Genomic DNA, 14809 nt, shown 5'->3' on the forward strand with positions numbered 1-14809 from the left:
ACTTATGCAAAAACTTTGGATTCCCTCGTTGCTCGGCCTGGCGATCTTCGCCGGTTCGGTCAACGCCGCCGCCCCGCTACGTCCGCCCCAGGGCTATTTCGCACCGATTGAAGCGTTCAAGACCGGCGACTTCAAGGAAAACTGCGACACCATGCCGACGCCCTACACCGGGCCGCTGCAATTTCGCAGCAAGTACGAAGGCTCGGACAAGGCTCGCGCCACGCTGAACCTGAAGTCCGAACAGGCCTTTCGCGACAGCACCGCCGATATCACCAAGTTGGAAAAAGACACCAGCAAGCGCGTGATGCAGTTCATGCGCGACGGCCGCCCGGAACAGCTCGAGTGCACGTTGAACTGGCTGGTGTCGTGGGCCAAGGCCGATGCGTTGATGTCCAAGGACTTCAACCACACCGGCAAATCCATGCGCAAATGGGCATTGGGCAGCATGGCCTCGGCCTATGTGCGCCTGAAGTTCTCCGACTCTCACCCGCTGGCCAACCATCAGCAGGAATCGCAACTGATCGAGGCGTGGTTCAACAAGCTGGCCGATCAAGTCGTCAGCGACTGGGACAACCTGCCGCTGGAAAAAACCAACAACCACTCCTACTGGGCCGCCTGGTCGGTGATGGCCACGTCCATCGCCACCAACCGCCGCGACCTGTTTGATTGGGCGGTGAAGGAATACAAGGTCGGCGTGAACCAGGTCGACGACCAGGGCTTTTTGCCCAACGAATTGAAGCGTCAGCAGCGGGCCCTGTCGTACCACAACTACGCCCTGCCGCCGCTGTCGATGATCGCCAGTTTTGCCTTGGTCAATGGCGTGGACTTGCGCCAGGAAAACAACAGCGCGCTCAAGCGCCTGGGCGACAAAGTGCTGGCCGGCGTGAAAGACCCGGAGATCTTCGAACAGAAGAACGGCAAAGAGCAGGACATGAAGGACTTGAAGCAGGACATGAAATTCGCCTGGCTCGAACCCTTCTGCACCCTCTACACCTGCGCCCCGGACGTACTCGAGCGCAAGCACGGGATGCAGCCCTTCAAGACTTTCCGCCTGGGCGGCGACCTGACCAAGGTCTACGACCCGACGCATGAAAAAGGCAACAAAGGCAGTTAGCGGCTGATCGTTCCCACGCTCCGCGTGGGAACGCAGCCAGGGACGCTCCGCGTCCCAAAAGCGGACGCAGAGCGTCCAGTGAGGCGTTCCCACGCAGAGCGTGGGGACGATCACAAAGATCACAACCTCCCCTCGAAATCGTGGGGGGGTTTGGGGGGGCTCTTGCCCTTGACTGTTGGTTAAACATGGAGAGATCGGGATGGTTTTCTCGTCCAATGTGTTCCTGTTTCTGTTCTTGCCGATCTTTCTCGGCTTGTACTACTTGAGCGGGCAACGCTATCGCAACCTGCTGCTGCTGATTGCCAGCTACGTGTTCTACGCCTGGTGGCGAGTGGACTTCCTGGCGCTGTTCGCCGCCGTCACCCTGTGGAACTACTGGATCGGCCTCAAGGTCGGCGCCGCCGGTATACGCACCCGGCCGGCACAGCGTTGGCTGTTGCTCGGCGTGGCCGTCGACCTGTGCATCCTCGGCTACTTCAAGTACGCCAACTTCGGCGTCGACAGCATCAATGTGATGATGAAGTCGATGGGCCTGGAGCCGTTCATCCTCACCCACGTGCTGTTGCCGATCGGTATCTCGTTCTACATCTTCGAGTCCATCAGCTACATCATCGACGTGTACCGCGGCGACACCCCAGCCACGCGTAACCTCATCGACTTTGCCGCGTTCGTGGCGATCTTCCCGCACCTGATCGCCGGCCCGGTCCTGCGTTTTCGCGACCTGGCCGACCAGTTCAACAACCGCACCCACACCCTCGATAAATTCTCCGAGGGCTGCACCCGGTTCATGCAGGGTTTTATCAAGAAGGTGTTCATTGCCGACACCTTGGCGGTGGTGGCCGATCATTGCTTCGCCCTGCAAAACCCCACCACCGGCGACGCCTGGCTCGGCGCGCTGGCCTATACCGCGCAGCTGTACTTCGACTTTTCCGGCTACAGCGACATGGCTATCGGCCTGGGCTTGATGATGGGTTTTCGCTTCATGGAAAACTTCAAGCAGCCGTACATCAGCCAATCGATCACCGAGTTCTGGCGACGTTGGCACATCAGCCTGTCCACCTGGTTGCGCGATTACCTGTACATCACCCTGGGCGGTAACCGCAAAGGTACGCTGACCACCTACCGCAACCTGTTCCTGACCATGCTGCTCGGCGGCCTGTGGCACGGTGCGAACATCACCTACATCGTGTGGGGCGCATGGCACGGCATGTGGCTGGCGATTGAAAAAGCCATCGGCCTCAACACCGCACCCCGCAGTTTCAACGTCATCCGTTGGGCCTTTACCTTCCTCCTGGTGGTGATGGGCTGGGTGATCTTCCGCGCTGAAAACCTGCACGTCGCCGGGCGTATGTACGGCGCGATGTTCAGCTTCAACGAGTGGTCGCTGTCGGAACTTAACCGCGCCAGCCTCACCGGCCTGCAAGTGGCAACCCTGGTGGTGGCGTACGCCACGCTGGCGTTCTTCGGCCTGCGCGACTTCTACGCCAACCGCCCCGCCGAGAAAACCCGCCCGGCCGACCCGAGCCTGATCAAGGCGGTGCCGGGCGACAACCCAGGCAGCATCCACCAGCCCGGCTTCACCGTCGGCCGGGATGCCGCGGTGCAACCGGCCTACTGGACGGCTGACTGGCCACGCTACGCCATGCGCGCGGCGGTGCTGCTGCTGTTCGTGGCGTCGATTCTCAAACTGTCGGCGCAGAGTTTCTCGCCGTTCCTTTACTTCCAATTCTGAGGGAGCCGACCATGACCCGCTCATTGCGCATCCTCTACATCAGCCTGTTCCTGGCGTTGCTGCTGGCCCTTGGCGCCTGGTCGCTGCGCAGTTTCTTCGGCTTCAGCACCAATGCCGACGCGACTGTACTCAACGGTCGCTGGACCAAGGCCGTCGAGACCCACTACGACGACGAGTTCCCGATCAAGCGCCTGGGCACCAACCTCTGGGCCGCGCTGGACTACAAGCTGTTCAACGAAGGTCGCAAGGGCGTAGTGCTCGGTCGCGATCACTGGTTGTACAGCGACGAGGAGTTCAACCCCAGCGCCAACGAAGACCAGAACCTGCAAGACAATTACGCACTGGTCGAAGGCGTGCGCCAGAAGCTCAAGGCCCAGGGTATTCAACTGGTGATGGCGATCGTGCCGGCCAAGGTGCGCCTGTACCCGGAACACCTGGGTGAGGTGAAACCTGCGAGCATCCACGCCAATCTGTACCAGGACTTCCACGCCCACGTGGCCGCCGACAAGATCATCGCCCCCGACCTGCTGGGCCCGCTGCAACAGGCCAAGCTCGGCGGCAAGCAAGTGTTCCTGCGTACCGACACCCACTGGACACCGGACGGCGCCGAAGTCGCGGCCAAACAGCTGGCCAAGGTGATTGCCGACAAGACCCCGCTCAGCGGCGAACCCCAGCGCTTCGTCACCGAAGCCGAAAGGACCGAGCCGCATAAAGGCGACCTGCGTCTGTTCCTGCCGCTGGACCCGTTGTTCGAAAACCTGATGCCGCCCAAAGAGCCACTGCAAAAACGTGTCACTCATCTGGCTGAAAACAAAGGTGACGATGCGTTATTCAGCGACAGCGAAACCCCAGTGGCCCTGGTCGGCACCAGCTACAGCGCCAACCCCAACTGGAACTTCGTCGGCGCGCTCAAGCAAGCCTTGCACAGCGACGTAATCAGCTACGCCGAAGACGGCCACGGCCCGATCCTGCCGATGCTCAGCTACCTGAAAAGCGATGACTTCAAGAACAGCCCGCCGCAAGTGCTGATCTGGGAGTTCCCCGAACGATATCTGCCCGTCAACAACGAAATCGGCGATGCCGACCCGCAGTGGGTTGCGCAGCTTAAACAAGCCGGTTCGCGCCAACAAAACATGGCACTCAACACCGTTAAAACCCAGAAATCCGAGATGCCCGACCGGGCGCAAAACTGAAAGAGAGGTAACTCACATGACTTTCACTACTACTCCTCGTCGTCTCGCCAAGACCCTGGCCCTGGCTGCCGGTATGAGCATCGTCTCGATGTCCGCCTTTGCCGGTGGAGACGCGGCGCTTTACGGCCCGACCGCGCCAAAAGGCTCGAGCTTCGTACGTATCTACAACGCGTCCAACCAAGAGGTCAGCGCCACCGTCGGCGCGACCAACCTGAGCGATGTCGCACCACTTTCCAGCAGCGACTTCAGCTTCATGCCCGGCGGTGACTACAGCGCCAAGGTCGGCAGCCAGACCGTGCCGGTCAAACTCGCCCCGGACCACTACTACACCTTGGTCAACAGCAGTAGCGGGCAGCCGCAATTGATCGAAGAACCACCGTTCAAGAACAAGCAGAAATCCCTGGTACGCGTGCAGAACCTCAGCGACAAGGCCCTGACCCTGAAAACCGCCGACGGCAAGACCGACGTGGTCCAGTCGGTGGCCGCCAAGGGCCGTGGCGAGCGTGAGATCAACCCGGTGAAAGTCAGCCTGGCGTTGTATGACGGAGACAAGAAAGTCGGCGATGTGAAGCCGGTTGCGTTGGAACGTGGTGAAGCGGCGGTGCTGTATGTGACGGGCTCCGGCTCGAGCATCTCGCCAGTCTGGGTGAAACGCCCGGTGTCGACCCGCTGATTAGATTCTGAAATTGACGCTCCCCCTGTGGGAGCGGGCTTGCTCGCGAATGCGCAGGTTCATCAAACGATGTACCGACTGACACGCCGCTTTCGGGAGCAAGCCCCCTCCCACAGGCTCTGACCCATATCGATTCAAGGAGAAACACCCATGATCCCAGTAATTCTCTCCGGTGGTAGCGGCTCACGTCTTTGGCCGCTTTCGCGTAAACAGTTCCCCAAGCAATTCCTGGCCCTGACCGGCGAACACACGCTGTTCCAGCAAACCCTGGAGCGCCTGGTGTTCGAAGGCATGGACACCCCCATCGTGGTCTGCAACAAAGAGCACCGCTTCATCGTCAATGAGCAACTCAACGCCCGCAACCTGGAAAGCCAGCGCATCCTGATGGAGCCGTTCGGGCGCAATACCGCACCGGCCGTGGCCCTGACTGCGATGATGCTGGTCAATGAAGGCCGCGACGAACTGATGCTGGTGCTGCCGGCCGACCACGTCATCGATGACCAGAAAGCCCTGCAACGCGCCCTGGCCCTGGCGACCGTGGCCGCCGAGCGGGGCGAAATGGTGCTGTTCGGTGTACCGGCGACCCGCCCGGAAACCGGCTACGGCTATATCAAGTCCACCAACGACTCGCTGCTGCCTGAGGGTGTGAGCCGCGTGCAACAGTTCGTGGAAAAACCCGATGAAAAACGGGCCGTGGAGTTTGTCAAAAGCGGCGGTTACTTCTGGAACAGTGGCATGTTCCTGTTCCGCGCCAGCCGTTTCCTCGAAGAACTGAAAAAGCACGACCCGGACATCTACGACACCTGCGTACTGACCCTCGAGCGCAGTGAGCAGGATGCCGACACCGTGACGTTCGACGAAGCCACCTTCGCCTGCTGCCCGGACAATTCCATCGACTACGCCGTGATGGAAAAAACCCAACGCGCCTGCGTCGTGCCGCTGAGCGCCGGCTGGAGCGACGTGGGTTGCTGGGCCTCGCTGTGGGCGGTCAACGATAAAGACGCCAACGGTAACGTGAGCAAAGGCGACGTGGTGATCCAGGACAGCCGCAACTGCATGGTGCATGGCAACGGCAAACTGGTGTCGGTGATCGGCCTCGATAACATTGTGGTGGTGGAAACCAAAGACGCGATGATGATTGCCCACAAGGACAAGGTCCAGGGCGTCAAGCAGATGGTCAACACCCTCAATGAGCAAGGCCGCAGCGAAACCCAGAACCACTGTGAAGTCTATCGTCCGTGGGGCTCCTACGACTCGGTGGACATGGGCGGACGCTTCCAGGTCAAGCACATCTCGGTGAAGCCGGGGGCCTGCCTGTCGCTGCAAATGCACCACCACCGCGCCGAGCACTGGATCGTGGTCAGCGGCACCGCTGAAGTCACCTGTGACGAGAACGTGTTCCTGCTTTGCGAGAACCAGTCCACCTACATCCCGATTGCCTCGGTGCACCGCCTGCGCAACCCGGGCAAGATCCCGCTGGAAATCATCGAAGTGCAGTCGGGCAGCTACCTGGGCGAGGACGATATCGAGCGGTTCGAAGATATCTACGGACGCTCGACGCCGGTTGAACGAGGTGTTTCGGTGAAAACTATCGCGCAGTAAAACAGTCGTACAAGAAGCCCTCGCCCAGCCGACTGCGTCCCCTATCCGCAGCCGGTTGGGCGGGGGCTTTTTCTTTGGGGCCTTCAGTGCCCCCATCGGGAGCAAGCCCCCTCCCACACTTGAATGTGTTCACAAATCAAAATGTGGGAGGGGGCTTGCTCCCGATGACATCAGCCCAGGCAACATCGCACTCAAGCAACCCAAACCCGCCTACGCTTAAGTTAGGATGCTCGTTCCCTATTCGAGGTGGTCTCCATGTTCTTCGGCGTTCTCCTGATCATCACCTGGCTGATCCTGCTGCTGCGCTACCCCGCCAAGGCGCTGCCGGTTTCCCTCGCCGCCGCTGTCGGCCTGGGGTGCGTGGCGATCTGGGTGGTGTGGCTGGATAACCGCGAAGCGTCGCAATTGGCGCGCCTGGAGCTTCGTATCAGTTATGCGCCACAAGATTGCCAGGCTGACCGCCCGTTGAAGCTGACCCTGAAGAACACCAACGACGTACCCCTGACCGAACTGCGCTGGCGCGTGGCCGCCTATGCACCCGGCGACACGGTCAACCTGGCCGACAACGTCTACGCCGCTCCACGCTATCGCGGCCCCGGCGAACTGCAGGCCGGTGAGACCTGGGAAGACTGCCTGCCCACGCCGCCGCTACGCCCCGGCTACCGCCCGCAAACCCTGGAATTTCGCGCCGAGCACCTGCAGGGCAGTTTCTCGGACTGACAAAGGACTGATCATGCCTAATGTACTCATCACCGGTTGCTCCAGCGGCATTGGCCGCGCCCTCGCCGACGCGTTCAAGAGCGCAGGCTACGAGGTGTGGGCCAGCGCCCGCCGCCAGGACGATGTGACCAGCCTGGCCGCGGCCGGCTTCAATGCCGTGCCGTTGGACGTCAACGACAGTGCCGCCTTGCAGCGCCTGGCCGAACAACTGGGCGAATTGGATGTGCTGGTGAACAACGCCGGTTATGGCGCCATGGGCCCCTTGCTCGATGGCGGCACCGACGGCTTGCAACGCCAGTTCGAAACCAACGTTTTTTCCATCGTCGGCGTGACCCAGGCGCTGTTTCCCGCCCTGCGTCGTCGCCAAGGCCTGGTGGTGAATATCGGCAGCGTATCGGGCGTGTTGGTGACCCCCTTTGCCGGTGCGTACTGCGCATCCAAAGCCGCCGTGCATGCCTTGAGCGATGCACTGCGCATGGAGTTGGCGCCGTTTGGTGTGCGGGTGATGGAAGTCCAACCGGGAGCGATCAACACCCGTTTCGCCAAAAATGCCGGCGCCCAGGCAGAGCTGTTGATCAACGAACAATCGCCGTGGTGGCCGCTGCGCGAGGGCATTCGAGCGCGCAGCCAGGCCTCCCAGGACAAGCCGACCCCCGCCGATGTATTCGCGGCGGATGTGCTCAAGGCGGTGCAACAGAACGAACCACCACGCTTGTTGCGTTCGGGCAACGGCAGCCGGGCGTTGCCGTTGATGGCCGCGTTGTTGCCCAAGGCGCTGCTGGAGAAAATCCTGATGAAACGCTTCGGGCTGACGCGGACGCTCTAGCCTTTCATAAAATCAATAAACGCCCGCACCTTCTGCGGCAAATGCCGCGTATCCGGATACATCGCATAAACCCCTTGCGGGGCAAAGCGATGGTCCGGCAACAGGCACACCAAGCGCCCCGACCGCAGATCGTCTTGCACCAGCCACTGCGGCAGCACCGCGACACCGTGGCCGCGCACGGCAAAGGCCTGGAGCACGGCGGCACTGTCGGCGACCAGTGCCGCCGGGCCGATGCGATAGGAGTGCGGGTCACCGGTCGGGCCGGTCACGTTCAACTCCGTCAGGCGGCCATGCCCCAGCTTGGGCAAGCGCTCCAACTCGTCCAGGGTTCGAACCCCGGCAAACGCTGGCGCTGCAACCGCCAATACCTCGTAGGTCGACAGCTGCACGGCGCGGTGATTGGAGTCCGCAAGGCGCCCCAGCCGGATCGCCACGTCAAAACGCTCCGAAATCAAATCGGCGTGAGTGGACGATGTGGATAAGTGAATATGTAAGTCCGGGTGCAGTCGACGGAACGCCTCGACCGCCGGGGCCACCACGGCCAGCGCATAGTCCACGGTCGTGGTGATGCGCAGCGTGCCCTTGAGCTGGGCGTGTTCCGAACGGGCATCCTCGATCGCCAGTTGCGCTTCCAGCAGCACCCGCGTGCAGCGCTGATAGAAGCGCTCGCCGGCGTCTGTCAGCGCCAGTTGCCGGGTATTGCGAGTGAGCAAGGTAACGCCCAGTTCGGCCTCCAGGCGCTTGAGGTTGAAACTGACCACGGCACGGGTCTGGCCCAACAGGTCGGCGGCCGCGCTGAGCGAGCCGGCTTCTACCACGGCTTTGAAGGTGTCGAATCGGTCCAGGCTGACCATGGGCAACCCCCCTCACTTGTCAAAATATTTTTGACAAACTAGCAGGCAAACCGATGTATTCCAAAGTGAACATGTGGCCTACCCTGCCCGCTTCACTCGCAGGATCACGTTCATGACCTACCGCTCGAAAGTCGCCTGGATCTTTTTGCTGGGCTTCGCCCTGGACCTGGTGAACATGTTTGTCGCTACCGTCGCCTACCCGGATATCGCCCGCCAGTTACAGGCTTCGGTGACGCAACTGGCGTGGGTCAGCAACGCCTACATGCTCGGCCTCACGTTGATCATTCCATTGAGTGTGTGGCTGGCGGCGAGCCTGGGCGAGCGCACGTTGATTGCCAGCAGCCTGCTGTTGTTCGCCGGGGCTTCGGTGATGGCCGGCCAGGCAAGCTCGATCGAAGCGCTGATTGGCTGGCGTGCGTTGCAAGGCTTGGGTGGCGGGCTGCTGATTCCGGTGGGGCAAGCGATGGCTTATCGGCAATTTCCGGCAGCGGAGCGCAGCCAACTGACGGCGCGGGTGATGTCGGTGGCGTTGCTGGTGCCGGCACTGTCGCCGGCGCTGGGCGGGCTGATCGTCGACAGCGTGTCGTGGCGCTGGATCTTCTATGCCAACCTGCCGCTGGCGCTGGTCACCGGGTTGCTGACCATGTTGTGGATAAAACCTGACGTGCCGACCGCCGTGCGCACGGCGCTGGACATCGGCAGTATTTTCAAACAAGCCGGCAGCCCGATGCTGCGGGTGGCAATGCTGGTTTATCTGTTCATTCCCGGCGTGTTTATCGGTACCAGCCTGATCGCCATTCTCTATTTGCGCAGCCTGGGTTATGACGCAACACGCACTGGCGCAATGATGTTGCCGTGGGCGCTGGCGTCGGCGCTGGCCATTTTCCTCAGCAAAAAACTGTTCAATCGTTGCGGCCCCAAACCCTTGTTGCTGATGGGAATGGCCCTGCAATGCGGCGGCATTCTCTTGCTGAACAACCCCGAACCCAGCGTGATTATTGTTGCCTATGTATTGATGGGCCTGGGTGGCAGCCTGTGTAGCAGCACCGCACAAACCCTGGCGTTTCTGGATATTCCCGCCGCCCATATGGGTCATGCCAGCGCCTTGTGGAACATCAACCGGCAAATCAGCTTCTGCCTTGGCGCCGCGGCGCTCAGTGCGCTGTTGTCGGCCTTGGATTCTTTCGCGACAACCTTCACGATAGCCGCAGCCCTGACCGTGCTGCCCGTCTTCGCAGTGTCACGCCTGGATACGTCCAGAGTCCGCGCACTGCTTCATCCTGCCAGTGAGCGACAGCCATGAATGATTACCGTATTTTTTTCGACGAAGTGATCCACACCCACATCCAGATCGAGCAATGGTTTGCCGGAGTGGCGCCTGAAGGAACATTGCCGAGCCTGCTGGCGCGCTTCTCGCCCGAATTCAGCATGGTGGCACCCGCCACCGGCGCCAGGGTGAATGCGGCCGGGGTCAATGCGCTGTTCACGCGCCTGGGTGGCATGCGTCCAGGGTTGAAAATCACCCTGAGCGAAATGACCGGGATTGATCAACACGCCAACGGTGCGACAGTCACTTACCGCGAGCTTCAGATCGATGACAGCGGTACCCGGACGGATCGGCGGGCCACCGTGGTGTTCGAGAAGCAGGCCAGCGGTGCGCTGCTATGGCGGCACCTGCATGAAACCTACTGCCAGGCGTGACTCCAGGGTCATTCATTACAGAGCAATACAATTTTGCTACAACCCTGAACGGGCGCATTGCGTAAAGTTGCGCCCTGATTCCTGACTCAACAAACACCTCGCCCCTATCCGGCTGGTCGTTGATCGAAGTCCGCATCGATCCTCTAAAACAGTCCTGGAAGCTTCTGGGTGAAACCAATCAAGCCTTTTAACCTATCGCGCTCTTGCCGGACGTTATGCTCACTGTCACTGCTGTTGATGGTCACGACCGGCTGTTCAGTCGCCCCCTTGCCGGCCTTGAAACCCACCCCACCCGAAGCGTGGCGCAACGCGCCGCCTCCCGGGTCGCCGCTGGCCCCCGACCTGAACCAGTGGTGGCGCGCATTCAATGACCCCAAGCTGGATGCGCTGGTGGCGCGAGCCCTGCAAAACAACCTGGATGTCGCCGCCGCCGTCGAGCGCCTGCGGGCCGCACGGGTATTGCGCCAACATGCGCAATCGCCGTATCTGCCCTCGCTGGGGATCAAGACTCACGATGCGATCAGCCCTGATACCAGCACGTCGTACTTCCTGATCGGCTTTGACGCGCAGTGGGAACTGCCGCTGTTTGGCGCCGGACAAAGCGCCGACCGCGTGGCCCAGGGTAACGAGGCGCGCATAGTTGCCGACTTGCGCAGCGTGCAGGTGTCGCTGGTGGCTGAGGTTGTGCGCCAATGGATCGAACTGCGCTCGGCGCAACAGGCAGAACGCGCGCTGCTGAGCGTGCGCGACACCCAGCATGAAAAGTTGCAACTGTTGCAGGTACGTCAGCAACTCACACTGGCGCCTCAGGGCGATGTGGCCGGCGCCGAGGCTGAACTGGCGCAGACGGAGATGCTGCTGACCGAGCCACGGCAACTGATCAACAGCCATGCGCAACAATTGGCGCTACTGACCGGGCAACCGGAACCCGACGCGGGTTGGCTGCAACCCGGCTACGCCCCCACACTTGGCCAACGGCAATTCAACGGCCTGCCGGCGGACCTGTTGCGCACACGTCCGGAAATTGCCGGCGCCGAGGCCGAGGTGTTGATCGCCGCCGGTGAACTCGGGTTGAGCCGTGCCGATATGTACCCGCACCTGAGCCTGGGCACGTCGTTGCAGTGGTCGCTGAATATTGCCAGCAATCGCAAGCACACGCCCAGCGGCAACAGCATTTTCTCGGCCGGGCCCGGGATCAGTATCCCGCTGTTCGACTGGGGCCAGCGGGCCGCCGCCGCCAAATCCAGGAATCATCAGATGAAGGCCGCCGTGCTGGCGTATCGGCAAGCGGTACTGCAAGGCGTTGCCGAAGCCGAAATCGCCTTGGGCGACCTTGAGCAACTGCGTCTGCGCGAGCAATCGGCCAAACAGGTCTATGCCGCGACACATAGCCGCCTGGAAGCGGCGCAACAGCGCGTCCACCTGGGTTTGATGAGCCCGCTGGAACTGACGGGCGCCCAGGTGGAAGCGCTGCGCGCCAAGCAACAGGCCGACAACGCGACCACCCAAAGGGATGTCGCCTACGTCGCGCTTTACAAGGCGCTCGGTGGCGCGCCGTTACCGGCGACCACGCTTAAGGATGCTGACTGATGGTGGCGCTTGCCCGTTTGACACTGGTGCATGAGTGGCGCCGCTTCCTGCCCGCGATCATCGCGGTAGGCTTTGCAGGTTTGCTGCAGTTGCTCCAGACGGCCCTGGTACTGGGCATCTTCGGCAGTGCCAGTGTGTATATCACCGGCTCCACGGCAGACCTTTGGGTCGGTTATCCCGGTACGCAAAGCGTCAACCTCGGGCGGCCGATCAATGCCGATGTAGAAATGCGCCTGCGCATGGATGCCGATATCCAGCGGGTGGAGTCGTTCCGCTGGGTGGATGCCGATTGGCGCGGTGCACGCGATACCGGTGGCGTGTCGGTCTACGTCTGCGGCATTGATGCCGGGCCCCAGGGCCTGATGTTTGAACGGACCTTGCCACCCCTGCTGCGTGCCCGCCTGGATGAGCCCGGCGCCGTGATCGTGGACCGCGCCGACCTGGACAGCCTGGGCGTCAAGCTGGGGGATAGCGCAATCATCAACGGCCAGCGCGTGCATGTGGTCGGCGTTACCAGCGGCCTGCGTGCGCTGGGCGGGGTCAACGTGCTGGCATCGCTCGCCACGGCGCAACAACTCGACGCCACCGCCACGGCGGACCGCATGACGTACCTGGTCGCCAAAGTGCGCGACCCGAGCCAGGCCGAAGCCGTTGCCGCGCGCCTGGGCGGCGGTGCCGGGTTCGGCAACTACGCAGTCTGGAGCGCCCAGCAGTTCGCCCAGCGCTCGCAGATGTACTGGATGTTCGACACGGGCGCCGGTGCAGGCGTGTTGTTTCTGGCAGGCATCGTCTTTCTGGTCGGCGCCGTGATCACCAGCCAGACACTGGTGGCCGCCATTGTCGGTTCGATCCGCGAGTACGCAACCCTGAATGCCCTTGGCGTGGGGGTCAATGCCCTGCGCAAAGTGGTGATGGAACAGGCGTTCTGGGTCGGGGCGCTGGGGTTGCTCGGCAGTTCGGTGCTGGCGGGGCTGTTCTTTGTCATGGCGGCGCACTACAACGTGCCGTTGCAACTTTCGCCCGGCGCGGCTCTGGCGTGCGTGCTGCTGAGCATGATCCTGGCACTGGTGTCGGGCCTAGCGGCCATCCGCACCTTACGCCACGCCGACCCGGCAAGCCTTCTGAGATAACTGCCCATGAGCCTCTCGACATCGGCAACCGCCATCACGCTTCAAGCCCGTGGTATCAGCAAGTCGTTTACTTCGGGCCGGATCGTGACGCCCGTGCTGCACGATATTTCCCTGGCGATACGGCCAGGGGAACTGACCCTGATCTCAGGCCCGTCCGGTTGCGGCAAAAGTACGCTGCTGGCGATCCTCAGTGGTTTGCAACGCCCCGACCAGGGCAGCGCCACCGCATTGGGGCAAGACCTGGCAAGCCTGGACAACCAGGCACTCGAGCGTTTTCGCCTCAAGCACACCGGCTTTGTGTTCCAGGGTTTCAACCTGTTCCCGGCCCTGACCGCACTGCAACAGGTCGAACTGCCGTTGAGCTACCTGGGCCTGCCTCACAAAGAAGTACGCCAGCGCGCCATCGCGGCCCTGGAAGAAGTCGGGCTCGGTGCGCGCATGAAGCTGCGCCCGGCCGAATTGTCCGGTGGCGAAAAGCAACGTGTCGCCATCGCCCGTGCCGTGGCCAAAGAGCCCGAACTGCTGTTCGCCGACGAACCGACCAGCGCGCTCGACGCCGCCAACGGCCATATCGTGATCGACATTTTGCACAGGATCGCACGCACACACGGGACCACGGTGCTGTGTGTCAGCCACGACCCGCGTCTGATCAGCAGTTCCGACCGGGTGCTGAGCATTGAAGACGGCCGCATCCTGAACGATCACTCCCAACCCTTCCCACCCGCCAAGCTGGCCGGTGCCCAGGAACATTTTGTATGAACTCGCGTTCGCTTCGCCCATGGCTGGTTCTGAGTAGCGCACTGTTGTTGCTCGCGGGTTGCTCCCGTGAAGATCAACCGGCAAACCCAGCCGCATCGGCCCCCAGCTACCTGGCGGTCGCCCGTGGCCGCATTGACGTGGAAGGCGGCCTGCTCAAGCTCGGCTTCACTTCCGACGCGGTGGTTAATGAGATCAAGGTAAAAGAAGGCGAGCAGGTCAAAAAAGGCCAACTGCTCGCCACCCTGGACAGCGAGCTGCAACAACTGGCGGTGGGTGCTGCACTGACCGGGCAACAACAGGTGCAGGTACAAGCCAAACAACTGGCCAGGCAGCTCAAGTTCGCCGAACAGAAGGCCAAGCGCCTGACATTGGCCGCCGGAGCAGGCGCCGGCGACCAGCAAAGTGCCGATGAGGCCCACGAGGCGGTCGAGCGGCTGCGTGACGAGAGCGAAACCAATAAGGTGCAAGCCGACATCGCGACGAGAAAGCTCAATGCAGCACGCTACGAACTGACCCGGCGCAGCCTTCGCGCGCCCATCGATGCCGAAGTGGTCCGTCGCCTGATCCAGCCCGGCGCGGCGGTCTCCGCGCAGTCCGGTGCGGCCTTCGTATTGTTGCCGAACCAGCCGCGTATCCTACGTGCCGAGCTGAATGAGTCATTTGCCGGCGTGGTCACCCCCGGCATGCGGGCCGAAGTGACGGATGACAGCGGCATTGGCTCGGCACCGCTGTCTGCCCATGTAGTGCGCATCAGTGCGGTGCTGGGCAACAGCACCCTTGAAGACGACGCCCAGGTGCGGGCCAACATGCGTACGGTCGAATGTATCCTGGCGTTCGACCAGCCCCCGCCGGCGTCACTGCGGGTCGGTCAACGCATGCTGGTGCGGTTCGGCCCGTAGGCGTTTGCCTGGGCAG

Annotated in this window: 14 protein-coding genes; 13 read left to right on the forward strand and 1 reads right to left on the reverse strand. The window is 62.0% G+C overall.

Annotated elements, in window-relative coordinates:
* The first annotated feature begins 4 nt into the window (after positions 1 to 4).
* The 7 genes from ACQRBV_RS04085 to ACQRBV_RS04115 all read left to right on the forward strand — a co-directional run bounded on the left by ACQRBV_RS04085 (position 5) and on the right by ACQRBV_RS04115 (position 7860).
* Positions 5 to 1114, forward strand: coding sequence for a mannuronate-specific alginate lyase (locus tag ACQRBV_RS04085; RefSeq protein ID WP_411985742.1), 1110 nt, complete (start codon positions 5 to 7; stop codon positions 1112 to 1114).
* A gap of 199 nt (positions 1115 to 1313) precedes the next feature.
* On the forward strand, positions 1314 to 2846 hold the full coding sequence (locus tag ACQRBV_RS04090) for an MBOAT family O-acyltransferase (protein WP_411985743.1): 1533 nt from the start codon (positions 1314 to 1316) through the stop codon (positions 2844 to 2846).
* An 11-nt stretch (positions 2847 to 2857) separates the two neighbouring features.
* Entirely contained in the window at positions 2858 to 4039 is a 1182-nt protein-coding gene (locus ACQRBV_RS04095) for an alginate O-acetyltransferase (protein WP_161548237.1), read from the forward strand.
* A gap of 16 nt (positions 4040 to 4055) precedes the next feature.
* Positions 4056 to 4712 carry an alginate O-acetyltransferase AlgF gene (locus tag ACQRBV_RS04100; RefSeq protein ID WP_198760490.1) on the forward strand — a complete coding sequence of 219 codons (657 nt, stop codon included), beginning with the start codon at positions 4056 to 4058 and terminating at the stop codon, positions 4710 to 4712.
* 150 nt (positions 4713 to 4862) lie between these two features.
* Positions 4863 to 6314 carry a mannose-1-phosphate guanylyltransferase/mannose-6-phosphate isomerase gene (locus ACQRBV_RS04105; RefSeq protein ID WP_060753878.1) on the forward strand — a complete coding sequence of 484 codons (1452 nt, stop codon included), beginning with the start codon at positions 4863 to 4865 and terminating at the stop codon, positions 6312 to 6314.
* A gap of 255 nt (positions 6315 to 6569) precedes the next feature.
* Positions 6570 to 7034 carry a hypothetical protein gene (locus tag ACQRBV_RS04110; RefSeq protein WP_060753879.1) on the forward strand — a complete coding sequence of 155 codons (465 nt, stop codon included), beginning with the start codon at positions 6570 to 6572 and terminating at the stop codon, positions 7032 to 7034.
* Positions 7035 to 7047: 13 nt separating this feature from the next.
* The gene (locus tag ACQRBV_RS04115; protein ID WP_090366655.1) at positions 7048 to 7860 is read left to right on the forward strand and encodes an SDR family oxidoreductase; all 813 of its coding nucleotides are present in this window, start codon (positions 7048 to 7050) and stop codon (positions 7858 to 7860) included.
* On the opposite strand, the gene ACQRBV_RS04120 is transcribed toward ACQRBV_RS04115, so the two are convergent.
* Positions 7857 to 8714, reverse strand: coding sequence for a LysR family transcriptional regulator (locus ACQRBV_RS04120; RefSeq protein ID WP_161548239.1), 858 nt, complete (start codon positions 8712 to 8714; stop codon positions 7857 to 7859). The two genes, ACQRBV_RS04115 and ACQRBV_RS04120, sit on opposite strands and share 4 nt — an antisense overlap.
* A 112-nt stretch (positions 8715 to 8826) precedes the next feature.
* On the opposite strand from ACQRBV_RS04120, the gene ACQRBV_RS04125 reads away from it, so the two are divergent.
* The 6 genes from ACQRBV_RS04125 (at position 8827) to ACQRBV_RS04150 (ending at position 14793) form a co-directional block, all read left to right on the forward strand.
* Positions 8827 to 10017, forward strand: a complete 1191-nt coding sequence (locus tag ACQRBV_RS04125; RefSeq protein ID WP_411985744.1) for an MFS transporter — start codon at positions 8827 to 8829, stop codon at positions 10015 to 10017.
* The gene (locus tag ACQRBV_RS04130) at positions 10014 to 10415 is read left to right on the forward strand and encodes a hypothetical protein (RefSeq protein ID WP_060753883.1); all 402 of its coding nucleotides are present in this window, start codon (positions 10014 to 10016) and stop codon (positions 10413 to 10415) included. Before ACQRBV_RS04125 ends, ACQRBV_RS04130 begins: the two co-directional genes overlap by 4 nt.
* Before the next feature lie 237 nt (positions 10416 to 10652).
* Positions 10653 to 12005: a TolC family protein gene (locus ACQRBV_RS04135; RefSeq protein WP_411985761.1), complete on the forward strand. Its 1353-nt coding sequence runs from the start codon at positions 10653 to 10655 to the stop codon at positions 12003 to 12005.
* Positions 12005 to 13135: an ABC transporter permease gene (locus ACQRBV_RS04140; protein ID WP_411985745.1), complete on the forward strand. Its 1131-nt coding sequence runs from the start codon at positions 12005 to 12007 to the stop codon at positions 13133 to 13135. The genes ACQRBV_RS04135 and ACQRBV_RS04140 overlap by 1 nt, the downstream gene beginning before the upstream one ends.
* A gap of 6 nt (positions 13136 to 13141) precedes the next feature.
* Positions 13142 to 13894, forward strand: coding sequence for an ABC transporter ATP-binding protein (locus tag ACQRBV_RS04145; protein ID WP_060753886.1), 753 nt, complete (start codon positions 13142 to 13144; stop codon positions 13892 to 13894).
* Positions 13891 to 14793, forward strand: coding sequence for an HlyD family secretion protein (locus tag ACQRBV_RS04150; protein WP_411985746.1), 903 nt, complete (start codon positions 13891 to 13893; stop codon positions 14791 to 14793). The genes ACQRBV_RS04145 and ACQRBV_RS04150 overlap by 4 nt, the downstream gene beginning before the upstream one ends.
* The last annotated feature ends 16 nt before the right edge of the window (positions 14794 to 14809 follow it).

Source organism: Pseudomonas sp. R11F, from assembly GCF_050312575.1.
In the GTDB taxonomy this organism is placed as follows: Bacteria; Pseudomonadota; Gammaproteobacteria; order Pseudomonadales; family Pseudomonadaceae; genus Aquipseudomonas; species Aquipseudomonas palleroniana.